The following is a 24,814-nucleotide window of genomic DNA, read 5'->3' on the forward strand; positions in this document are numbered from 1 at the left end:
TTAGTGGGCTTGAGCCCAGTTCTTACCCAGCCCCAAATCAACTTTAAGTGGGACCGCAAGTGAAGTAACAAGCTGCATATCTTCCTGTAAAAGCTTACCAATCTCTTCGATTGATTCCTCTGGACCCTCTACAAGAAGTTCATCGTGTATCTGTAAAATAAGTCTGCCACCAAGATGCGCAATAGCTGAATTATCTGCAACTTTGATCATTGCCATCTTAATAATATCTGCAGCACTGCCCTGAATGACCGTATTAATAGCCTGTCTGCGCGCCTGAGATATTATTTGCGGATTGCCTGAATGCAGTTCCGGCATTAGCCTTCTGCGACCTGAAAGAGTGGTGACATAACCTTTATCTCGCCCTGTCTCAACCACAGAATCATAAAATTCTCTGAGCACACCAAGCTTTTCAAAATATTTTGCGATAAATTCTTTTGCCTCATTCAAACTTATACCAAGCTCTTGTGATAGCTTTTGTGGTCCCATACCGTAAATTAAGCCGAAGTTGATTGTCTTGGCATTTCCACGTTCATCACGTGTGATGTCCGCTGGTTCCTTATCAAACAAAAGAGCTGCCGTGCGTGAATGAATATCTTCATCCTGTTCAAACGCAGAGACAAGAGTAGGATCACCGGAAAAATGAGCTAGAACCCTAAGCTCCACCTGCGAATAATCGGCCGCAGCCAGACGCATTCCTTCTCCGGCAGTAAAACAAGCTCGCATACGCTTGCCCTGATCTCCGCGAATTGGAATATTCTGAAGATTTGGACCTGAGCTTGAAAGGCGTCCTGTTGCAGTTGCAAGCTGGTTGAAATTCGTATGAATCCGGCCATCGCTTCCAACTAGTTTCGGAAGCGGTTCAAGATAAGTGGAGCGAAGTTTCTCCATTTTCCTGAACTCTAAAATATCTTTGATGATTTCATGCTGCCCCATCAACTTTTCAAGGACAGAGTTTGCAGTTGAAAGCGCTCCTTTAGGAGTCTTCCCGCCAGGCTTAAGTCCAAGTTTGTCAAAAAGAACAGTACTCATTTGCTGGCTTGAGCGTATATTAAAAGGCTCTTCCGCCCTTTCGTGAATAGCCTTTGTAAGCTCCTCAATACGTGTACTTACCTCTTTCAAAAACTCTGCAAATGATTCCAAATCAATAGAAATCCCTGCAGCTTCCATATCTGCCAGCACCGGGATGAGCGGAACTTCAAGTTCACTTACAAGCTGAGCAAGTCCGGCGGATTCAACCCTCGGAGCGAGAACATGCATTAAAGCAAGGGCGGCCATACCTTGCGCATCAGGATGAACCTCGTCAACAGCATCAGGTAGTTCATCTCCAGCATAAAGCATAGAGCGCAGTCTATCCCATTCGTAATTACGATCTTCAGGATTAAGTAAATATGCTGATAGACTTAAATCGTACCATTTAGATAAGGCTATCTGACTCCACGCAGGGTCAGATCTTAGAAAAGATTTAACGTCCGCCACCGCAATTTTTGCTGCTGACTGGAGCGTGGAGACAAGATCCGCAATCGGCATTTTGCATAACCACTCATCACCATCAACGCCTAAGTAAAAAGAATTGTCATCGCGCACAAGGCCGATGTCTTTACCTGATAAATCAGGAAGATCGGCGGCAGCCTGAGCTTTTTTAAATTCTAGACGAGTCTCGACTGTTACGGGCGTAGCGTCTCCAAATAGTGAGAACTGCCCGGCTTCAGGCTTCTTTGCCTTGGCCGTGGTAGCTTTTTCTTTAGGAACAGCCTTGCTTTCCGGAGTGGCGTTGCCATCAGGAAAGGCCGCATTGACGTCTCTGATCATTGAACGGAATTCATACGTTGTGAGATACTCAACAACATCTTTACGCTCAACAGGGGTGATTTTGAGGTCAGCAAGTTCAAGATCAGCGCAACTATTTGTGCGCAGCCTTGTAAGCTCCCTGTACATGAACATGTTTTCCAGTTCGCCTTCCATCTTCTTTTTAATATTAGGCTGGAGGAACTTAAAATTATCGCGAATATCTTCAAGGGTCGGATATTTAGCCATCAATTTTGTAGCAGTGACTTTACCAACACCCGGCACTCCCGGAATATTATCTGCAGAGTCTCCGATTAAGGCCTGAAAATCAGCCCACTGATTAGGCTCAAGACCTGTGGATTCTTTAAAATCAGCAAGAGAAGTAATTTTTTCAGCACGCCCTGCGGGATCCCACATAAAGACATTGTCATCAAGACACTGCTTAAGATCTTTATCCGCGCCAAGAATGACAACGGGACGCTCTTTTTTATACCGCGCAGCAAGGGAAGCGATGATATCATCAGCCTCTTCACCACTTGAAACGATAAGCGGAACGCCCAAAGCTCTGATAGCTTCTTTGAGAGGCTCTACCTGAACCCGCAAGTCATCGGGCATGGGCGGACGCTGGGCTTTATATTTATCAAAAAGCTCATGCCGAAAATTCTTACCCTTACCATCAAGCATAAAGACTAAATATTCGGGTTTTTCTTCTTTGAGAACTTTTAAAAGCACCCGTAAGACGATGTATAAAGCGTTGGTAGGAAAGCCATCGGACCGTTTGAGGTCAGGATATGCGTGGAATCCGCGATAAAAAAAAGCGGAGCCGTCTATAAGATACAAAGGACTTTTTTCAAAGTTCAATTTTTCGCTGAGTGACATTTATGGCCTTTAGGGATTTGTTCCTAGAAATTACTAAAAATAGATAAAACTAAACACGTGAAATGGCTCGACGTTTGCCCTTTGTGAGTTTTTTTATCACAAAACCTTCAGGGTCAGCGCCATCGAGTGCCTTAAGTGGAATTTCAGCTCTTGCAGCGGCAGTATGTCCACCCGCTGATCCAATCTCACTGAATAAAGAACTGGCCATGTTGCCCATATCTTTGCGCAAACCATCCCCTCTGAAAATTACCACGAGGGTATCATCGTAGATGCCGGAAACAACATCCCACGAAACATCATGGACACGCATAAAAAAGTCCGCAAGAATAACCAGAGTATCGGGATTTTCCACTTTACCGAGATGTGAATAAAGACCGGGACCAATCCTGCGCAGATTGTAAAATGCCCGGGAGAAATATTTGAGCCAATCAGGATGAATTTCACTTCGCATGATGCGTTTTATGATATCCATATCAGCATATTTAGTTAAATATCTAAACGCCTTGATGTCAGCATCAATAAAGGGGCGCTCAAAACTCTGAGTATCTGTTTTGATACCGTAAGCCAATGCTGTAGCAAGCAGTTTTGCTGGGCGGATCTTCATATTATAAAGATACTCGGTCATCATGGCACTGTTAGAGCCATACTCTGGACGGATGTCTGAATATTCTGCCTCGGTATAAGGCTCTGCAGCGAATGGGTGGTGATCAATTATCACCGAAAATTTAATATGTGCAAAATCAGGATGGTGATGCGGCTGGGAATCTACGATTGCGAATTTGTCATACTGTGCAAGCAAAGTCGGGATGACTCTACGGGCAGGAATACGCAAATAATGAATCATGGCCAGGTTATCAAGCCGTTTAACTTCGTTAATATGTGCAATCCCAACTTCTTGAACCTTACGCCCCATGATACGCTTAAGCGCCATGGCAGAGGCCAGAGAATCCGGATCCGCGTTAATAATTATTAGCCAGCGCTCTTCTTTTTTAAAAAGTGCAAGCAGTTCCTGAAGCTCTTCATCAAATTTTTTAAAATAAGCCATAATTATTTCTTCAGGGTCAAAGGCAACCCAGCAGCCACAAGATAAGCCTCATCGGCAATTGCAGCAATTCTACGGTTAAGTCCGCCGAGTCCTCGAACAAACTCACGGACTTCACGTGACATTGCGAGAGGCCCGAGCCCAACTTCGCAAGACACTAAAACAACATCCGGCCCTTCCCATTCAGATAGAAGCCGAACAACCTCCCCGACCATTTGCTCTCCATTCGATTGCTCGAAACAGGAGAACATCCAGAAATCTAAACTGTCCACCAACAGATGATTGTATTCCTTCCTAGCCCTAACGAGAACCTGATGCAAGTCTGATCCGGCCTCAAAAACAGGAATAGCGGGGTCACGCTCCCGACGATGATCCATAATTTGCTTACGGAAGGCCATATCTCGGGCTTTTCCAGTCGCTATGAAACATTTCTTGCCGGAATATTTTGAAAAAATTTCGAGAGCGTAATCGGACTTCCCCGACTTATTGCCCCCAATTATAAATGTAATCAAAAAACTCTCCTATCCCCATACTCTATTTATAACAGTGACTGCAACCACAAGCGTAAGTCAGTAAACACTTACCCTCAATCCGCCTTCACGCCATATTCAGCCAAATATTGCAGTGACTTGAAAAAGCCATCCTGCTCAAAAACTTCAACAACAACGGTACCGCCAATATGAAATTTTTCAAAAAACAACTTAAGCATATCAAGCCCCTGACTATCTAAAGATAAAAGACTTTCATGTTTACCGCCCTTGCCCGGACCATTTAAATGTAGCATAGCGACCATATCCCAAAGCCCTTCACTTTCCAGCAAACTTTGCTGCTTATAAACCAGCATATGTCCTAGGTCTAAACAGATTTTAAACCCGCATTTACGGATGGTTTCAACTAAATTTTCAAGACTGTTCTCTTCTATATTTTCAATGAAAACTTTTTCAGGAGCAATAGAACTTCCGTGAAGTTCCTCTGCTAAGTCTAAAAGCAATTTTGCTCCATCAGGACCACCCTCAGGAGGGTGCAGAACGTGTGCAGCAGGCTCTAAATGCGCAACTTTCTCAGATAAAGACAGTATTATTTCGGCTACTTTTACAGCACCATCAGCCCATGGCAAATCTAACGGATGATGAATGTGAAACGATAAACCCAAATCAGCTAAATTTCCGGGCAGATCATCCTCAGTATATGCCAGTGAACCAGCAGTTTCAAAGAAGAGCAACCCGACCTCATCTACCCGCCCTTGCAGGTACTCACAGTTTTCTGAAACAGTTCCCGGGATAACCCATGAAGGAGCAGCAATGACATACGGAAAATATTTGTCGCCCAAAATAGACGAAGCGCTTTGCCCGTCAATAAACATGGATGTTTTTTCCGGCATTACGTCAACCCTCATGAGCAAAGCAAGTGCTCGCGCCCTAATAATCTAGGGTTAAAATATTTTTAAAAACAGGCATGCTTATTGCTTAAATTTAGATGTAATCTATTACTTATGTCGGGAGTACGGAAATGAAACGCTGTAGAATGTTTTTCCAACATTATCTAAATCCGCTGCATATATTTTGCAGACTAAGGGGAGCGGGATTAAGTGCTATCGCTGCAAGAAAAATGTCAAGTGTTTATGAGAAATTGCTCTACAAAATGTTCCTTCTTTAGAGAATCAATGAACATGAACTAAAGCCAGCTTACATATCAAGCAAGCTTATTTCTTTCTCTTTCTGCATTTTTTTAGCGACCATAGCAGATTTAGTCACCAACTCTTCAGGTATATCTTTTAAAAACCTTGAGACAGGCAATCTTAAGGTGCGGTTATATAAAGGCCTCTTCGCGGAATGCGATAAAAAGAGGTTTTTCTTGGCTCTGCTCGTACCCACATATAGCAGTCTGCGCTCTTCTTCGGTGTCGGGACTGGCAGCAATAGCGCCTCCTGAAAATTTACCTGTAAGTACATCAGTTCCTACAAATGGCACAATTCCATCATCAAGCCCGGCAATAAACACCGCTTCGAATTCCATCCCCTTGGCCGCATGCATAGTCATTATGCGGACCTTTTCAGCCTTGTTTAGCACCTGTTCCAGTTCGCCTTGCATATGTATCCAATTTATCAAACCGGACCACCCGCCTTTATCATCAAACCCTTTCACCATTTCTCTAAAAGGCTTACTCTCCCAGAATAATTGATCAAACGGCGGCATTTCACTCAAATAAGCTGACAGACCTATAGGCCCCCTAGCAATTACTTTTTCAGGAACTTCAGGCGCTTCATCGTCAAGATCTTCGGCAAAGCCGAGCATTCTGCGCACCGCACCTAGTAAAATTTGAACACGTGAATCGTGCCAGAACATAGCCGTTTCAGGCATACTACATGGAATTCCCTGCCGTTTCAGCAAGCTTCTGATGGGTTCCATTAAATCCTTAAAACGTACGAGAACAGTAATATCACCGGGATTAAGAGATCCATGTCCAGCGGGATCTCCCAGCGTATTGTTCGTAGCACCGGTCAAATGCTTTATGCGCTCAGCAATCCAAGATGATTCACGGACACTGTCAGGTGCAGAAAAAAGATGGACCGCAGACTCATATTTATTATGAACTTTAAGGTTGGACTCCTTCCCTGAAACAAACGAGGAAACATCCAGAACAGCCTGAGTCGAGCGATAATTATCTTCAAGGGTCATTTCGATCAGATCAGGCCAATATGCTTTAAATTTTTCGGCAACATGTCCGGCCGCCCCTCGAAATCCATAAATAGACTGTTCAGGATCACCTACAGCTAAAAACCCTTCGCCGTCCCCTTCTCCGTCTGCAAGTTTACGGATAATTTCAAGCTGTAAAGGCGATAAATCATGAACTTCATCAATTAAGAAATGTGTGTATCTACGAATATATTTATCGGAACAAAGCTCAGCCAACCAGAATTCCAGCATGTCTGTATAATCTACAAGATTGTGATGATCTTTCTGCTGAGAATAAGTTGAAAATAATATTTCCATCCCCTCAGATAACGGTTCCATCTTTTCACGACTGAGGCACAAACTTTTCCAAGCGGCTTTCAGGCGTGGTCCGTTAATCTGCGGATTGGCCCTTCTGAAGACCTTTTGAGCGGACTCATCATCAAGTATCAGCGGAACCTGATCAAACATGGATGTCCAATACTCAAATGCGAGAGAATGTATGGTATCGGTACGCGGAAGGATTTCGTCCTCCCCAAGCATTGCAGTCATCTTTTCATTAATTTCCTGCGCCGCTTTGTGTGTGAAAGTCACCGCCAGAATACGGCGTGCACGAGTTCCACGCTCGAGCAAAAATTTCATACGTCCCATTATAACTTGAGTCTTTCCGGTTCCTGGCCCGGCAAGCACCAGCACAGGAGCAGGTCCAGCTTCGATTGCCTTTTTTTGACCTTCATCAAATTTCACGGCAATTATATCATTACAGTCTTTTACCTGCTGACCAGCTTTACAGATATTGGCAAGCCCCTTGCCGTTATCCAGATCGCCGACTTCTCTACGGCTGACCAAAAATTTAGCTCCGCCAAGTATTTCAGCACGCTCCTGCGCGGAATAAACGGAAATGGTCCCTTCCTGCCCGTCAAAACCGGGATTACTAATGATCTGCCCTTCGCGCATTCTTCGGATTCCTTCCGCGAGGTGTCCGTTCTGTAGCTTTAGGTCTTCTATCGGAACCTGTTGTAACACGGACAATTCAGAGCCGAATTCGTTGATCAATGGCCCATAGATATTCATGACATTTCTAGATTTAGGCCCAGTTCCAACGACCTCTGATATAAGCTCTGCAAGAGGAATCTGTGAAGTAAAGCTAGGTTGTCCTTTGGGCTGAACTGGCTCATTGCGATCAGCCCGTTCTAAAATTCGTGAGTACACCCCTTTCGTCAGAAGCTTTCCGCAGACAGGACAAACCCAGCCACGCAGTTTAGACTCATGAGGATCAAGCATCACGCCGCATTGGCGATGCCCATCCATATGATATTTTCCTTCTTCAGGAAAAAATTCGACCGTACCTATAAATTTATGCCCAAGCCCTTCACCGCGCAAAGCACGATAAATACCTTCGTATGATACGTCCCCACTGAAAACATTGGCCTCGCGACCTATTTCCTCGCAAGAATGAGCATTCGAATTGGCCATAAGGCGATATTTATCAAGGGATGAAATAAGCCAGTTCATTTCAGGATCGGAGGACAGTCCTGTTTCAAGCGCAAAAATTTCAGACGCAAGATCTCCGTAGCAGCCAGTAATACTTTCAAAACCTTGCTTAGAACCAAAAAGGGAAAACATCGGAGTCCAAATATGGGCGGGAACAAGAAAAGCTCGGTCACTGGTTTCGAGGACGATTTCAAGAAGCTGTTTACTGTCTATTCCAAGGTTGGGTCTGCCGTTTGATTCAAGATTACCGTAAAGGTCAAGTTTAGCATTAAATTTACGAGCTGATTCAAGATCCGGCATATAGACCAAATTATGAACCTTTCGGGTCTTCCCAAACCGTTTATAGCGACAATCAACTTCAGCTTGCAGCATAAAACGGGTCTGCCCAGCGATAGGTCCGTCCATCCATTTTATTTCATTTTCCAGATTTTGCGAGTCGCGAAGAGCAAGTAAACCGGACCCGTCTTCTACAAGATGCGTCTCTATTTCATGCAACCACTCAGGGTGAGTAAAATCTCCCGTACCGATGACATCTATCCCTTTAACCCTTGCCCACGCTGCAAGAAGACGCGGGGTAATGGCTTTATTCGCCCCGCGGGTAAATCTGGAATGTATGTGGAGATCCGCTATAAATCTTTCCATGTTCTACCGTAATATCCCAATAAAGACTGTTTTATTAATGAATTAGTTTCGGCATAAGCGATTATCCCAATTCTATTCAAAATCATTTACACCTGAAACAGCCATACCCTCAGCAAAGGCGGATTGCAAGACAAGCTCTGCTTTGTTAAACCCTTTTTGCAATATAACATTGAAATGTAACATGGAGAAATCAGCGTGAAGCACGCCACTATATATAATATCTGCGATGGCCCGATCCTTAAATCACAGGCTATAAGCGAGCCGGGAAAGAATTTACGTAAACTTTATCGTAAACTTTTTGGCAATCCGCTACTCAAACACTTCATTTTGCGCTGGTGTTCACATCCGAATATTCCTATGGAAAAAGTAGAACTTTACCAAAATATGATGTCACAAGCTATGATCGCCACCTTCGAAGACTGGCAAAACCCTGAATGGGTGAAAAAGACCTTCGCACCACTCGGAGCACTCCTTAACAAAGTAAAAGATCCCGAATGGCGCATCAGGCACGCAGCGGATACAAAGCCTCCACGGATTAAAGACGCTGACGTGGACGAAGTGCTTAGAGCCGTTTTAGACGACATTTATAGAGTATGGGACAAAAACCCAGACGATCCGTATTTTCCTGTTTCAGCTCAGGTCTTGATGCCTGGAGACTCAGTCTGCGATGGCGAAAATTTCATGAATATTATGAACGGACTAGGTTCATACGAATTCCAGAATATCAATCTCTTATTCGGGCTGATGCGCTGTTTCCTGCACGCAAACCCGCTTGCCATGAAGATTTTTCGCCGCCCATGGAAAGGACTGGCAGAACCTCTCAGCATGCCAGTTTCATGGATTACGCACCGCACCGCATTTTATGACGACATCTTTTTTGAACAGATCTACAATCTTTATATATTGGAAGATCTACCGCAGAATGAACAGAATAAATTAAAAGAAATGCTGGAATCCATTCTACACTTTCTCATCATCACCAGCATGGAATGGCTGACAGCTCCAAGTTCCGGAATCAAACATCCAGCCATCACCTGCCTGCCAAAGGACGAAAAGGGCGAACCGCTCTGCAACCTTAAGCCAAAAGATTGGAAGGCAAAAAAAGAGCTTGGATTTGATGATTACGTCCCGGATGTGGACACTACATATTTAGCCCTTGCCATGAGCCGCAAATGGCTTGATTTGGTAAAAAAGAAAGATCTGACATGTGACCAGTCTTTATTGGAAAATTGCGAAAAGTTTTTGGATTTCCCATGGGTAGAAATTATTAATGAATATCAGATTGGCGGCGGCAACAAAACCAATCCACCAACCATCACAATGACCCGTCCGCTCGATTATTTCGGCGCGGTTAATATATGGTTTGATAAACCCTTCGAAAAAGAAAATGAAAGGATGATCCGTGAGACCCTTGGCAACGAAGTCTGCCCCGGTCACAATATGGATATTCTTGAGTCTATTCTGATCAACCGCACGCAATGGAACGCACTTGAAGGTGAAAACCTTGAAACCGTAAAACGTTTTCTTACCTTCCATCACAACGCATTCATCAGCGGCAACTTTAAGCATGACAATGCGGTTAGATTCTACCTACCGGAAATATACGTAAGCTATGCCGGGAGACTATACGACACATGGCTGACCATTCCTAAGCAGCAGCAGCAAGTCATCGATCCAGACGGAAAAATCGAAGATATTCGCCATCTGGCCATAAATTATTGTAAGTTTGATATGCTCGGCAAAACGCTCAATCCGTTCGACGCATCTCTTGCGGTCGCAACACTGAGCCTGCTCCGCTATGAAACACCTAAAGATGGAATAATTGAACGCGGAATCCGCATATTGCACGACCATTTAGGCGAAGGAAGAAAAAAACACCCTTACAAAGCATACGAGTGGACAATGGTTCGCCACCCGACACGCATAATTGTTGGCAGTGAAGTTACCACCTCACTTTTCGCCATGAACGCTATAGCCTGCTATAAAAAATATTTAAAATAATCACAGACATATTTACCCCTGTTCAGATTTACATATGATGTAAAGACTGAACAGGGGCTTGCTGACAATGCGTGACTCAGTTATATATAAATCACGAAGGAAATGATATTTTGCATTCATAAGCTCTATTCAGTCTAGCCTGATATTTTCAAGCACAGTAAACATTTGTAGGAGAAAGAATGGCTCAGCCGATCAAAATATTAGTGCTTGATTACTTTAAAATGTCTTTTTTCTATAAAAAATTCGACGTGTTAAAAGAATTTTCTTTCGAAAGAACAACTTCACTACATAAGTGCTTCATACACCTTGCTACGAAAAAGCCGGACATCATACTGTTGCCTTTCATTGCAAGCGAGAATGATCCTGAGCAGGACCTGCTTACTATCGCAAAGACAAACAAGATACCGTTCATAATAATAAACAGCGATGCGACACAGGACATGGTCGTTAAGTCTGTTCGTGATGGCGCTTTAGATTATATTTTAACTTCGATTGAGCCGGGCAGATTTTTAGCAAAAATAAGCAGTATTTTGGCAAAACAGGGGAAAATACCACCTTCCCATGAAGAGGTTGAACAGATTCGTCTCGAAGAGAGCATGACTGGAATCGAAAAGATTCTTACCGTGCTTGAAAAAGCTAAAGAAGTTAAAGCAATGCCATACACCGTAGCCAGAGTTGTTTCTCTGTGCTCTGACCCCGGCAGCAGTGCCTCTGACATTGCCAAGCCCATAAAATCCGACGCAGCTCTCAGCTCATCAATTTTAAAGCACAGTAATTCCGTGGCAAAATATCGCGGAGCACCTAAAGTTCAAAGCTTAAAAAACGCAATTGTCCGCATAGGTCTTGAGGAAACAAAAGAAACATGCATGGTGCATGCTGTTTATCAGTTGTTCGACAAGAAAGACAAAACCTTTGGTTTTGATCGGTATCAATTCTGGATTCATTCTCTGGCGACAGGTATTATTTGTAAATTTCTGGCAAAGAAAGTCGGCTATGCCCGTCTGGATTCAGCACTACTAAGTGGAGTTCTGCATGATTTAGGAAAAATGATAATGGATGATTACTTCAATGCTGAGTATGACAAAATAATTCGAATCGCTGCCACTCAGAAGAAAATTCTTTTCCATGTAGAAAATGAAATTCTAGATACAAATCATAGTTTTATTGGCGGGAAGATTGCTGAGAACTGGAGATTTCCTGACACAATAACTTATGCAATAAAAAATCATCATGACTATGCAAGGTGTTTCCCTGATGGCGGGACTACCTTCAATTTAGCAACTATAGTATTTGTTAGTAACTACCTTGCTAAAGCCATGATGCTCGGTAGTAGTAGTGATTTCTTTGTCACTCCGGTTCCAGATGCAGTTTGGTCTAAATTAGGTTTTTCCGAATCCATTCCTGAAATGTTTCTGGCAGCAGTGCGTAAAGAATTACAAGATTATTTCAGCCTGCTGAAAATCCCCAAGCAGCCTGCAACGGAGCATTCAGAGATTATAAATAAGGATATGCGCATACTGGTCCTCAGCAACTCACAAGTTGCCAATGTGTATGTCCGCATTTACCTGTCCAACAATAATTATAAATACACAGTAGCTGGCATCTCTGGAATTCCAGAATCAGATTACGACCTGATCATCTATGATTTCATTGAAGAACTAGAGCCCATCGAAATGGAATTCATGATTAAAGCCGCAACCGAACATAAAAATTCACCGGCAATTTTTATACATGGTGGCGTTAATGACATTCTTGTTATCCAGAAAATACACAAATCCACAAAGAGTTTGCGCGCTCCTCTGGATATGTTCTCTTTTGATCAGATTATAAAAAGTTACGATCCTGAAAACAGACAATTCACTGAAGTTGAATCAGATAGAACTGAAGAAGAGGAGAAATAAACGGAGCAATAAATAAGCATTGAGCCTATGCCAGTTTCGCTCCGTTTTTCACGTTCCTTTCCGGCACAGCCAACACAACTTCACCGTCTTCGCCGACAAATCCCGTCAGTAAAAATTCCGAACGCATAGGGCCGATTTGTTTTACCGGAAAATTAACTACACCGACAATCTGGCGTCCTTTCAACTCTTCAGGTGAATACAATTTAGTGACCTGCGCACTACTCTTGCGAACCCCGATATCATCGCCAAAATCCACCCACACTTTATAAGCGGGATTTCGCGCCTCGGGAAATTCTTCAACCTTCACAACAGTTCCGACCCGAAGTTCTACCTGCTCAAATTCATTCCACGTTATTTCTTTCATCTTACTAAATTTCTCCTGCGGCTATCGATACATTAAAAGTCTCGACGGGTGATAAAATATATAATGGACATACTTAACTTGTTTTATTAATCAATATCTCAACGACATAAGAAGGAGATAAGTAATGGAAATTAAGTATATATGGACAAAAGAGCTGAGCACAGAAAACCTTAAAAAGCTATTTCTCTCAGTCGACTGGGAATCAGGAAATTATCCTCAGAAAGCCCAAAAAGCCATGTTTAACTCCCATAAAGTATTCACGGCATGGGATGGAGATGCACTGATAGGGCTTATGAGCTCAATGACCGACACAGTTCTCACTGTTTATTTTCAGTATTTGGTCGTTCATCCAGATTACCAAGGGTACGGCATCGGCAAAAAGCTGGTCGATACCATGCTGGAAATATACAGCGATATTCCGCGCAAAGTGCTGATTTCAGTAAATGAGAAAGTAGGATTCTACGAACACCGAGGATTCACTCATCACGTAGACAAATCTCCGATGTTTGTAAGTTCGCTTTAGCTGAAAACATTTACAAGTTTTGGCTCACACTCCGAGAGTCCCATGTAGTTGTTCATTCCCTAAACAGCGACATGATAGCCCTGCTGATAGGATTTAAACCCTGAATCGGCAGGGTTTTTCTTTTTCCTGTCCCTTGCAAAGAATAAATTTTATGAATAGTAAATCCTAATCATTGCAACCTACAACCACTAATACAGACATGTCCATATTTCATAATATAGCTTCTTATTTCCGTATGTGGAGACTAAAAAGACGAAGGCAATCTGTTGTTATTCGCGGCTCCTGCAATATGTGTGGAAAATGCTGTCAGGAAATATGCCTTTATGTGGGTTCTAAATGGCTTAAAACAGAGAAACAAGTCCGCAGAGAAGCTATTGAACATCCATACCTGAATCACTTCGAGCCATTCGGTAAAACGGATGACGGGTTCCTCAAATTTACCTGCACCAGACTAAACGAAAACGGAACATGCTCAGATTATGAAGGTCGTCCTTTGCTGTGCAAAAAGTTTCCGGGCACATCCATATATTTCCAGCACGGGCAACTTCCCGAAGGGTGCGGCTTTAGAATGTCCACCGAGATGGATTTCGAAAAAGTACTGGATGATGCTCGCGAGACAGATGACGGACTTGAATATGATGAAAAGCTTCACAGCAGCGATAGTATAAAAATACCCGGTAAGAAGGATTCTTAAATAATTTCTAATCCTCCATATAGTGCTATTATTTTATCTCCAAGTATTGATTTTTCTGTCCAACTCAAGCAGATTTCCCGCCTCTATTGGTAACATTTATTTCCTACATATAATTTAAGTTCGGGAGTTTTAATAATGAAAAAAATTGAAATTGAATTCGGCAGTGGCAAAAAGTTGAAAGCAACCGGTGAAGACTTTGTAATCAATACAGATCAGCCTGTTGCAGGCGGAGGCGAAGGTTCCGCACCTAACCCGCTAGATCTATTTATATCTTCCCTTGCGACTTGCGCGGCTCACTACGCCAGAAAATTCTGTGATTCCAGAGACCTCTCAATTGACGGGCTGTCTCTTACTGTCGAATATGATCAACACCCTGAAACTGCCATGATATCCAAAGTGCAGTACCAATTGAGCCTGCCGGAAGGATTTCCTGAAAAATACAAGGCGGCCCTGCTCAGAACAATTGATCTTTGCACTGTGAAAAAACATCTGCTGAACTCTCCGTCATTTGAACTCGAGATAGTTTAGTTTCTATTTACTTGACCAAAGTCATATTTATACGGGTTCACCTGTGTAACAAGTATTTTTCCGGTAGGATTTGTGGCTGAAATTCTGTTTCGGTACAACAATCCTCGATTGATAGACAAAAGCGATAGGTTTCCGGCGAAGAGTTCGACAACACAAATAGTTGCATATTATTTCAACTTACTCTGTTGACATACATGAAATGAAGGCTATCATTTTAGAAACCAACCCAAATTAGGAGAAATATAAATGCTCAAAATTACTACAGAAGCGAAAGAAGTTCTCGACCAGCACTTTGACGGTAAAGATAAAGAACCAATTCGCATATACATTGCATCCGCTTGTAGCGGTAGCCGTCTTGCTCTAGGGCTTGATGCAGCTAAAGACGGAGATGAAACCATCAACCTAGAAGGTTTTGACTTTGTTCTTGATAAGGATTTGCTCGATCAGGCAAAACCAATGGAAATCCACTTGACACCAATGGGTGTTGAAGTTTCCTCATCCTTAGTATTCGAAGAAAAACCTGAAAGTGGTGAAGGCGGCGGCTGCGGTAGCTGCGGATGCGGCGGAAGCTGCGGCTAGCTCTCATTTATCTTTAACAAGATGAACTAACAGCTAGTTTTACAAGACCACAAAAGGCCGGAGTATTTAATACTCCGGCCTTTTCCGTTTTCTAGCGCGCAATGACAGGCCCACAAGCTCTATGTTAGGTATTCTTCATGTCATATTTAAATAAAACAATACTGCGCACAATAAACACAGTCCTCCTTTTCTCGCTCATTTTTTCAGCAGGATGCTCGGCCCTTAAGCAGGGGCCAGACTTATATTATCCGCTTAAAAATCAGCTTGAAAATGTTCTGGATACAGCAGGTTCAAATAAGGCTCAAATCAACTTATTTTTAAACGCATTTAATGACAATCCTGAAAAAAGGCAGTCAGCAAAATTTATTGCCGCCAACCTTCCCCCCTGTGACAGTACAACTATCTCAAGCGGACTGTTGATCGAAAATCTAGAATATTCATTTCTTGCTAAGGATTCCACTGCGTGGGGCCGTGATGTAGCATGGTCTGACTTCCAAAATTATGTTCTGCCACATAGAGTCAGTCAGGAATCTGCCGTAAAATGGCGCAAACTTTTTTATCAAGAACTGCTGCCCACCGTATCTGACTGCAAAAACATAGAAGAGGCCGTACTTGCGGTTAATCTCTGGTGCTTCTCAAAAACGGGGTTCAAGTCAACCCAAAGGTGGGACCAAAACCCCTTGATGACAATAAACAGAGGCTGGGGACGATGTGAAGAAGCTGTCATTTTTACTGTCAGCGCGCTGAGAAGTGTTGGTATTCCTGCACGGCAGGCAATGGCTCCAGCTTGGCAACACTCAAATGACAATCATACGTGGACAGAGGTGCTCATCAATGGAAAATGGCATTATCTGGAATCAGCCAATCCCGACTATGGACTTGACCATGCATGGTTCACAGGTTCAGTCCGCAAAGCTCCACTAGTAATTTCATACGCGTATGGAAATGTGCCTAGTCCTAAATTTCCAGTGCTGGGCAAACGTGTCGGTTGCACACTACTGAACACTACGGCTATGTACGCGCCAGCCAGCCGCACAAAAATTCTCGTGACCGACAATAACAAAACCCCGCTTGCCGGAGTAAAAGTATACTTCTCGGTTTTTAATTATGCATCCTTTCGCCCAGTAGCTGCGAAGGAAACAGGCATTAACGGCGAAGCATCCATACTCTTAGGGCCGGGTTCCGTCCTCGTTTCCGCTAACCATGATAACGCTACTGCCTACTTAGCCTCAACATGGATTCCCGGAGAACAGGACGCCCGTAGAGATATCCACTTGCAATTGCTCACTCACAACGATCCTAGCGGAGAGGTTCTATTTAGATTCGACTATAAGGATGACTTGGCCAAAACTGCGCCCGCTAAAAATTCCGAAGGCGCACGAAAGTCCGAATTTGAAAAGATAAAAAAAGCGCGCATCGATAAACTGGACGGAATGAAGAGCGGAGCTGAAAAGTTTGATGAATCACTCGGTTCATACATTTCAAAAGCAGGGCTTAACACGCCAGAGATACTAAGTGCATTAAGCAATTCTCCCGAATCCAGCAAAAAGTATTTAGCTGACATCATTCGTAAGATGGAAATCGCTGATCTTATCCAGATCAAAGCAGATGAGCTCATCTCAAATGTAAACTTAGCAATTGCGGCCCGTGACCATATTGCAAAATCAGGAATCACATATAGCGATGATTTATTTGTTGATTACGTGCTGAATCCTCGAGTTATGTACGAGCATCTAGAACCTTGGCGCGCATCTCTAGCGGAACATTTCACAGCAGATAATGATAAAAATTATGAGCAGACAATCGCAAGAATAAACAGATTCACCCAAAAAATACAAAAGGCACCGCGTGGTCCTATAGGAGCATCCATTACACCATTAGGTGTTCTGAACTCGAAGCGAGCTTCAGGGCGTGGAGAGATTGGTGTATTTACTGTTGCCGCGCTAAGGTCGGTGGGAATACCAGCTAAATACCTTGATGAGCAGGGCTGGGTAGAATTCTATAATGGCCAGAAATGGACGCCTTTATATCCTCAGCGGCCAAATATGATCGGCAATCATAATGCGACGGAAACGAGCACTACTTACTATTCTAACTGGGGTAGCTACAAATTCACCCTACCCGGGTTTCCAGCAGGAGAGCGTCATCCGCAATACTTTAAGGACTTCACAATCTCAAACTTAACAGATAATTCATTTTTTCAGATCGTTGAAAAAACTATCAACGGAAAATGCAGCGATAAAAATATATGGGAAATATCCCTTCCAAACAATGAATATTACCTCATTAGTGGAAAAAGAAACAAAAAAGGAGAGCCATCCATTTCTATAATACCGCTCAAGTCAGATCATTGATAACATCTATACTGTGACAGAATAACTACATTTTTCAGAATAAATGAGTACACACCTTGCACCACTTTGATTAATGCAGTATGAATTGTAGGTAGATGCACAACCTACTAAAAAAACAACTCAAAAAGACGCTTGGCACTGTAGAAGCCAGTTTCTCAAAAGAACTGAGTTCTTTTCTCGAGCTTGTTGAAAAAACATACTCGGGCCTTGATGCATCACTTCTAACACCTGAATCACCTTTTATAAAAATACTGAATTTCCTTCCCGACCCAACCTTCCTTGTAAACAAAGAAGGCGTAATCATTGCTTGGAATCCGGCAATGGAAAAAATGACAGGGGCTCCGGCAGAAACAACTATTGGAAAAGGCGATTTTGAATATATCAAAATTATCCACGGTAAGAAAAGCCCGGGACTGATAGACCTTGTCAGAGGATCCGAAGACGTTGGTACTTTAGAATACCAATCCATCCGCCGCCATGGCAAAGCGCTAGCCGCGGAAGTCAAGGTTGAAAACCTTGGTCACAGAAAAAACACACACCTTTGGATTCAAGCCGCGCCCATCACAGACGATTCTGGGAATACCTTAGGTGCCATCGAATCCATACGAGATATTTCCGCACGCAAGCAGACTGAGAACATTAACCTGATCCTCTATAAAATTTCTTCAGCTCTAAAATCTGCACCGGATGAACATTCCCTATTTCAGACTATTCACGAAAGCCTCAAAGAGGTCATTGAAGCAGAAAATTTCTTTGTAGCCCTGTATGATGAACTAGATGAAACCCTTTCATTTCCCTATTATGCAGATGAGAAAGACCACATATCCCACGACGAAAGAATCTGCATTGCAGATAAACGATCCTTAAGCGCCAAAGTAATTCAAAAACAAAGACCCGTCTTACTCCTCGAAAATGATTTTGAGCGCTATAACCAAGAAGGATTAGGCATAATAGGATTTTCAGCTAAGTCATGGTTGGGCGTTCCTCTGATACATAATAACAAAGTTATAGGTGTTATGACTATTCAGTCATACGACTCTTCCAATAATTACAGCACACAAGATATCGATTTAATGGTTGCAATTTCTGATCAGATTGCATCCACAATTCAGCGAAGAAAAGCTGAGGTAGCTCTTCGGGACAGTGAACAAAAATTTCGCTCAGTATTCGAAAATGCAACAGTCGCCATGTTTCAATTTTCAACTGAAGGTAAGTTGCTGATAGCAAACCCAGCAACAGCACGCATAATGGGTTATTCCTCCGTGCAACAAATGATGCGCGAGCATCCTCACTCATCGGACTTTTTCTACAACAAACAAGCTTGGCTAAAACTGATGAAAGAACTGATGACCAAAGGTTCTGTGAACGGAGCACGCATCCGCATCAGCCATAAAGAAAACCTCGAAAAGTGGACAACTGTAAATGCTCGCGTAACATATGCTGACAATGGAGAGCCAAGTTCCTACACAGGTACAGCCTTTGACTCGACTCCCGGCATAGTTGCTGAAAGAAATGTTATCAAACATAAATCGCGGTTCATGCAATTGTTCGAAAGCTCTCCGCAAGGAATTGTACTTACTGACTCCGAAGGCAATGTAATCGACACAAATAAGGCCTTCACCAGATTATTCGGATACACAACCGAACAGATGGAGCCATGCTGTGAAAACCTCTGCCCAAGCGGCGAAGGAAAAATTAAAGCCAATTTACAGCGAATTCTAGCGGGCGCAACGTTTCAAACCGAAGATTTAAGAAAGCACAAAAACGGCAGGCTTATCCCAGTCTCGATTCTAGGCTATCCTTTCGAATACAATGGTGAAGTTTCCGGAACATTCATCATCTATAATAATATTTCACATCGAAAAGAATTTGAACGCAGACTTTCATATCAGTCCCTGCACGATTCTTTGACAGGCCTTCCCAACCGGACACTTTTTCTTGAGCGGCTCGAGCAAGCCCTGACCCACTCTCAAAAACATCCTGACCACAACTTTGCGGTTCTGATGCTTGATATTGATATGTTTAAACGCATCAATGACAGCCTAGGTCATCAAGCTGGAGATTCTCTGCTCATAAAAATCGGCGAGCGCATCAAAGACTGTCTGCGCCCCATCGATACTGTCGCCCGCATGGGCGGAGATGAGTATGCAGTGCTCATCGAAGACTTCAGAACACCGCAACAGGTCATAAAGATCATCAGAAAAATCAGGAACAATATTCACAACCCAATTCAAGTTGCGAACAAAGAAGTTGTTATCAGCTCAAGTATTGGAATTGTTTTCAAAACCGCAGAATATGAACACCCCGAGCATATTCTACGTGATGCAGATATCAGCATGTACAAAGCAAAAGAACAGGGTGTGAATAAATTTAAAGTATTCAATAAGGCAATGCAGGAAAAAGCATTGCAAAATCTTATGATTGAAACTGAAATCAGACAAGGGCTGCCGGAAGATGAGTTCCTTCCATATTTCCAACCCATTTATTGCTTACAGACAAAACGCCTTGCAGGGTTTGAAGCACTAGTCCGATGGAATCACCCGGAAAGAGGTTTCATTACTCCCGGGCAGATTATTCCCGTTGCGGAAGAGACAGGACTTATCGTTAAGCTAGATAGGTTAATGTTACTAAAAGCTTGCCGTGCCTTTTCCGGATGGCTTGAAACTTTCCCCACATCACAGGATATGTTCCTGACCGTGAATCTATCCCCCCGCCAGCTTTCAAAGCCTGACTTGGCTGGCGCAATCATTGACATTTTGGACGAGACAAAATTTCCACCAGAAATGCTCAAACTGGAGATCACAGAGTCGGCAATCATGGAAAGGAATGCCGCATCGACATTGAACCTTAAGAGAATTGGCGATCTGGGCATTAAACTCGCGGTTGATGACTTCGGAACCGGTTACTCATCATTGGCGCAACTCCAGAGATTTCCAGCTGCAACTGTAAAAATTGACAGGTCTTTCATTAGCCGTATGGCAGAAGATAATGAATCTCTTGAAATAGTCCGGGCTGTGGTAGCTCTCGGACATAGCTTAAGTATGGATGTTATTGCTGAGGGAGTTGAAACCAAGGAGCAGCTAGTACTGCTTAATGAACTTGGATGCGACTGCGTTCAAGGATTCTACTTCGATAAGCCGCAACCTCCAGAAGTAGCAATAGACCTGCTTAAAATGAGGTCCGAAGGATTCTGTCCTCCTGGACTCACTTCGCTTTAAAAGTTCAGCACTACCGTTACGTTTATCGCTTCGCATCACACACCTACGCCCTTTCCGAATTATTTAGGACAAAACACTCATATCAGTGCGAACTAAGCCAATACATCCTCTGAAATAGCTTGTTAACCACAGCTTGTTAGCTAAATAAATTGAGTGTATAATACTGAATGCGAGGCCACGTTACCCATCTCAGACCATAAGGAGCTCCCAAATGAAACATACAATTTCTGCACTAGTTAAAAACCGCGCCGGCGTACTGGCGGATTCATCTGCAGCATTTCAAAAAAGTGGCATAAATATTACGTCCATATCCTGCGGTGAAACTGAAAACATGGAAGTCTCCCGCATGGTCATCTGTGCAGAAGGTAGCGAAGAAGACATGACCACAGTGACAAAAGAACTTCTGGAAATGGATTTTGTTATACAGCTTGACGATTTGGCGCGCAAAGATTTCGTAGACCGTGAGCTTGTCCTGATAAAGGTCGCGGTAAACAAAGATTCGATGTCTCAAGTAATGCAAATTTTTGAAGTATTCAGGGCAGACGTCATAGGCATGGGACAAAATACAATCACAGCGGAATTGAGTGGAGACCAGGAAAGAATTGACGGGCTTATTAAAATTTTAGAACCACTCGGAATTAAAAGTATGTGCCGCACAGGGATGATTGCCCTTAAACGAGGCGACGAATAAAGACCTTCTGCATTTATTCACTATTTTTGATGGCACAAATTTCATACTTCTACCGTATACTGTTTCCAAAGACAGAAAAAAAGGTACGCCCATGAGAATAACATCACTGGACGAAATCACAGAAAAAGTACGACAGCATGGTTTAAAACCCAAAGTGGCGATAGCTCCTTGCGCCGAAGAGTTTGTCATACGCTCCGCCCTTGCAGCTTTTGAAGAAGGCATTGCCGAACCTATTTTCATTGGTAATCCCGAAAAAACTGCAGCAGTAGCCAAAGAGCGCAACTTAAATATTGCTGGCTTTGATTTTTACGAAGAAAATGATGACACACTTGCTGTTGCCAAGGCTGTCCTTCTTTTCAAAGAAAAGAAAGCCGCCCTTATAATGAAAGGACTTGTGAGTACCAGTGTAGTACTAAAAGCAATACTCAACAAAGAGACTGGCGTTCCTCCCAAGGGAATAATCAGCCATGTAACAGTATTTGAAGCCCCCGACTTAGATAGGCTGATCGTAATGACCGATGCCGGGGTAAACATTAAGCCGAACCTCCAAAGAAAGGCCGACATACTGCGCAACGCTCTGCAAGTGGCTCGCAAGCTTGGGATAGAAAAACCCAAGGCAGCGATATTAGCTGCAACAGAAAAAGTTAATTATCCAGCAATGCCTGCAACACTTGACGCGGATATCCTCTCAAAAATGTCTGCGGAGGGAGCATTCGGCGACGCAATTGTAGCCGGCCCCCTGGCTCTTGACCTAGCGCTATCGCCATCAGCGGCTGCGCTTAAAGGCATAACTAACCCCGTTGCCGGCTATGCGGACATCCTTTGCACTCCTGACATTGAAAGTGGAAACATCCTGTATAAGGCCCTGACAACCATCGCGGGAAAAACTATGGCAAGTGTAGTGATAGGAAGTGATGTGCCGGTTGTTGTGCCATCCAGAGGGGACTCTGATAGATCTAAATTTATTTCCATAGCTCTAGCATGCTATTTAGCTGACTACTAACTAGCCTTTGGCAAGACAAATACTAGTAGGCACCTGGCAGAATACAACTTGTTTAATATTACCAAGAGCAAGCATAATGAAAATAGTACTCTCTCTCCTAGCCATTTTTCTCTTATCACTGGCGGGGCAATCCAGAGCATCTCAGGAGCTATTATTAATCACGGACCCTTTTCCTCCATATAACTATGAAGAGGACGGAAAAGCTTACGGAATACAATATGAGTTAGTCGCTGCAACTTTAAAGAAGATGGATAGACCTTTCACTATTAAATTTGTGCCCTGGAAAAGAGCTCTTCTTAAGGCAAAAAATAAAGTTTCAGATGCACTTCCAGGGGTTCTTAAGACTGACGAGAGAAGCCAATGGCTGATATTTCCTGAAGAACCGGTAATGATAACAAAAGTCGTTATTTTCCACCGCAAAGAAGATAATTTCCAATATAAAAACCTTTCATCTCTTACGGGTAAAAGAGTCGGAACAGTAAAAGGTTATTACTATGGAGAAGAGTTTGATCAAAGCACATTGTTTATTCGAGATGAAGTTAGCTCTCTTAAGCAGAACTTCCAGAAGCTTATAGCCGGACGCATTGATTTAGTTGTGGCTTTTAAACCTGTAGGACTTTACACTCTTTATAAATTAAATCGAAGCGACAAAGTTTCTTATAATCCAACTCCGGTTTATCAATCTGGAATGTATATGGCTTTCACGCAGAAACCAGGGAATGAGCAACTTGCAGCTGAATTCAGTCGTATACTTAAAGAAATCAAGAAAACCCCAGGCTATGTGAAGTCATTACGAAAAAAATATATCCCTAATGAGTAGCACCTAATAAGTTCCTCAAAAAGCGGCTACGCATGCCCCGATGAGCAAAGCACCCACACGCCTGAAGCAACAAGCAGCACACCAAATAATGATGTCAGCGAGACCTGCTCTCTATAAAGAAGAACTCCGATCGGAATAAGACAGGCCATAACCACTCCATTCACAATAATAGGTAGAGTACTGACACTTGCCCCGGCCCTATAGGTAAGCAGCACTCCTATTTCAATCCCGAAAATGGCCAGCCCTAAAAGCAATACTTGCCAGTTTCGCGTGGATAGAATTTCAGCTACATCAATGCGCCCGGTTTGAAAAAACATACCCGCAAGACTTAGTAACATTGCCATTCCATAAGCAGTAGCCAAAGAGGCAAACAAGGATCCTCCTCCGGCAATACTTTTTTGAGCAAGGTGGTATATAACTGAAGAAGCGACAATTATTGCGATTGAACCGTAAAGAGCTAGCATTCCAATTTCCTTTTAAATAACGTATTAATACTTCACAGACGAATTGATAATATTGCTACTCTTCTTCTTTTAACCTGACCACTGAAAGGTATTCATTGCCGGTATGAGCAAAACTAATCTGTCAAATCTCGATCTGAACCTATTGGTCATACTTGATACTGTTTTCGCCGAACGTAATCTTACGATTGCCGGTCAAAAACTTTTCATGAGCCAGTCTGCGGTCAGTCACGCTTTATCAAAGCTCCGTGATCATTTTGAAGACCGCCTTTTTATTCGTCGAGGCAATATGATGGTTCCCACTCCCCTGTGTGAAAACATCCACCACAGCCTGGCTCCGGCCTTAAAAACAATCCTTCAATCTCTTGAAGACAGAGGAGACTTTTCTCCAGAAACATCCAAGCGGACATTCTGTATCGGACTAAGTGACTATCTGTGCAACCTTCTGCTTCCTCAAATAATAGCCAAAGTCAGAGCAGAGGCACCCAATATAAATCTACGTATAGTTCAGGCCACGTACGAAAAGCGCACTGCCATGCTGCAAGACGGCAAACTGGATATATTTCTAGGCTGTTCCAGAGATTACGGAGCAGGAGTTTTGTGGGAAGGGCTGTTCTTTGACCGTGAAGTATGCATCCTCCGCAAAGATCACCCCATTACTGGAAAAGTGATGACGGAAGAAGAACTAGCCGGCGCAGAGTTTGTTGCCCTTTCTCTGTCAGAGTCCGGGTTAGGTTTTCTGGAGGATTTCCTCTGCCAAAAGGGTTTCCAGAGAAATATCAAGGTAATAGTCCAACAGGAAGCAGTTATTCCATCTCTTGTCAGCGGTTCGGACCTCATCGGCACATTAGCTGAAAGACTAGCCCAGATTTACACAAAGATTTTACCTGTCAGAACTATCCAGTTGCCCTTAGAAAACACTACTTTTGAGGTACTTCAGCACTGGCATACCTTAAATGACAATGACCCTGCTCACATATGGATGAGAGGTGTAATTCGAGAGGTCTCTCAATCATTACCTCCAGCGAAGCCGTAGTATATTTTTACAAAAACATGCATAATCAATGTACTATGCAGTAGAATGCTCTTTGTATTATGTAAATTAAGTTATAATTTTTTTTTACCCCCTTGCGTTAACCTTTTTTTTTACTTAAAAAGTAATT

Annotated in this window: 19 protein-coding genes; 12 read left to right on the forward strand and 7 right to left on the reverse strand. The window is 43.0% G+C overall.

From position 1 onward, the window contains the following. The 5 genes from polA to BR06_RS0103590 form a co-directional block, all read right to left on the reverse strand. Positions 1-2,664, reverse strand: a complete 2,664-nt coding sequence (polA, locus tag BR06_RS0103570; protein ID WP_031480204.1) for a DNA polymerase I — start codon at positions 2,662-2,664, stop codon at positions 1-3. A 49-nt stretch (positions 2,665-2,713) separates the two neighbouring features. Further along, the gene (locus BR06_RS0103575; RefSeq protein WP_031480206.1) at positions 2,714-3,709 is read right to left on the reverse strand and encodes a DHH family phosphoesterase; all 996 of its coding nucleotides are present in this window, start codon (positions 3,707-3,709) and stop codon (positions 2,714-2,716) included. A gap of 2 nt (positions 3,710-3,711) precedes the next feature. Beyond that, complete coding sequence (locus tag BR06_RS0103580; protein ID WP_031480208.1) at positions 3,712-4,218, reverse strand: bifunctional adenosylcobinamide kinase/adenosylcobinamide-phosphate guanylyltransferase; 507 nt, start codon at positions 4,216-4,218, stop codon at positions 3,712-3,714. Between the two features lie 74 nt (positions 4,219-4,292). Further along, positions 4,293-5,087, reverse strand: a complete 795-nt coding sequence (gene cbiR / locus BR06_RS0103585; RefSeq protein WP_235727651.1) for a cobamide remodeling phosphodiesterase CbiR — start codon at positions 5,085-5,087, stop codon at positions 4,293-4,295. A gap of 304 nt (positions 5,088-5,391) precedes the next feature. Further along, positions 5,392-8,514 (reverse strand): UvrD-helicase domain-containing protein, encoded by a 3,123-nt coding sequence (locus BR06_RS0103590; RefSeq protein ID WP_031480212.1) that lies wholly within the window; start codon positions 8,512-8,514, stop codon positions 5,392-5,394. A gap of 195 nt (positions 8,515-8,709) precedes the next feature. Here BR06_RS0103590 and BR06_RS0103600 point away from each other — a divergent pair, with 195 nt between their 5' ends. Continuing rightward, positions 8,710-10,515: a hypothetical protein gene (locus BR06_RS0103600; RefSeq protein ID WP_031480214.1), complete on the forward strand. Its 1,806-nt coding sequence runs from the start codon at positions 8,710-8,712 to the stop codon at positions 10,513-10,515. A 179-nt stretch (positions 10,516-10,694) separates the two neighbouring features. Continuing rightward, entirely contained in the window at positions 10,695-12,416 is a 1,722-nt protein-coding gene (locus tag BR06_RS0103605; protein ID WP_031480216.1) for an HDOD domain-containing protein, read from the forward strand. A gap of 25 nt (positions 12,417-12,441) precedes the next feature. Here the strand turns inward: BR06_RS0103605 and BR06_RS0103610 are convergent, their stop codons facing one another. Next, a complete protein-coding gene (locus BR06_RS0103610) occupies positions 12,442-12,780 on the reverse strand; it encodes a tRNA-binding protein (RefSeq protein WP_031480218.1) in 339 nt (112 codons plus the stop codon). 124 nt (positions 12,781-12,904) lie between these two features. Between BR06_RS0103610 and BR06_RS0103615 the strand changes: the two genes are divergently transcribed. From BR06_RS0103615 to BR06_RS0103655, 9 genes are all read left to right on the forward strand, one after another. Continuing rightward, positions 12,905-13,303 carry a GNAT family N-acetyltransferase gene (locus tag BR06_RS0103615; RefSeq protein ID WP_031480220.1) on the forward strand — a complete coding sequence of 133 codons (399 nt, stop codon included), beginning with the start codon at positions 12,905-12,907 and terminating at the stop codon, positions 13,301-13,303. Between the two features lie 289 nt (positions 13,304-13,592). Further along, the gene (locus BR06_RS0103620; RefSeq protein ID WP_268870779.1) at positions 13,593-13,997 is read left to right on the forward strand and encodes a YkgJ family cysteine cluster protein; all 405 of its coding nucleotides are present in this window, start codon (positions 13,593-13,595) and stop codon (positions 13,995-13,997) included. 135 nt (positions 13,998-14,132) lie between these two features. Further along, a complete protein-coding gene (locus tag BR06_RS0103625; protein WP_031480224.1) occupies positions 14,133-14,525 on the forward strand; it encodes an OsmC family protein in 393 nt (130 codons plus the stop codon). Positions 14,526-14,771: 246 nt separating this feature from the next. Next, on the forward strand, positions 14,772-15,104 hold the full coding sequence (locus BR06_RS0103630; RefSeq protein ID WP_031480226.1) for a heme biosynthesis protein HemY: 333 nt from the start codon (positions 14,772-14,774) through the stop codon (positions 15,102-15,104). 137 nt (positions 15,105-15,241) lie between these two features. Beyond that, positions 15,242-17,458 carry a transglutaminase-like domain-containing protein gene (locus BR06_RS0103635; RefSeq protein WP_031480228.1) on the forward strand — a complete coding sequence of 739 codons (2,217 nt, stop codon included), beginning with the start codon at positions 15,242-15,244 and terminating at the stop codon, positions 17,456-17,458. A gap of 95 nt (positions 17,459-17,553) precedes the next feature. Next, positions 17,554-20,676, forward strand: coding sequence for an EAL domain-containing protein (locus tag BR06_RS0103640; RefSeq protein WP_031480230.1), 3,123 nt, complete (start codon positions 17,554-17,556; stop codon positions 20,674-20,676). A gap of 211 nt (positions 20,677-20,887) precedes the next feature. Next, a complete protein-coding gene (ilvN, locus tag BR06_RS0103645; RefSeq protein WP_031480232.1) occupies positions 20,888-21,367 on the forward strand; it encodes an acetolactate synthase small subunit in 480 nt (159 codons plus the stop codon). Between the two features lie 91 nt (positions 21,368-21,458). Next, on the forward strand, positions 21,459-22,370 hold the full coding sequence (locus BR06_RS0103650) for a phosphate acyltransferase (protein WP_031480234.1): 912 nt from the start codon (positions 21,459-21,461) through the stop codon (positions 22,368-22,370). Between the two features lie 76 nt (positions 22,371-22,446). Next, complete coding sequence (locus BR06_RS0103655) at positions 22,447-23,190, forward strand: substrate-binding periplasmic protein (protein WP_031480236.1); 744 nt, start codon at positions 22,447-22,449, stop codon at positions 23,188-23,190. Positions 23,191-23,216: 26 nt separating this feature from the next. Here BR06_RS0103655 and BR06_RS0103660 read toward each other — a convergent pair whose 3' ends face one another. Then, positions 23,217-23,654, reverse strand: a complete 438-nt coding sequence (locus BR06_RS0103660) for a hypothetical protein (protein WP_031480237.1) — start codon at positions 23,652-23,654, stop codon at positions 23,217-23,219. Positions 23,655-23,757: 103 nt separating this feature from the next. Here BR06_RS0103660 and BR06_RS0103665 point away from each other — a divergent pair, with 103 nt between their 5' ends. Continuing rightward, entirely contained in the window at positions 23,758-24,687 is a 930-nt protein-coding gene (locus tag BR06_RS0103665) for a LysR family transcriptional regulator (protein ID WP_031480239.1), read from the forward strand. Positions 24,688-24,814: the final 127 nt, after the last annotated feature.

This window comes from Maridesulfovibrio frigidus DSM 17176 (assembly GCF_000711735.1).
GTDB classification, from domain to species: Bacteria; Desulfobacterota; Desulfovibrionia; order Desulfovibrionales; family Desulfovibrionaceae; genus Maridesulfovibrio; species Maridesulfovibrio frigidus.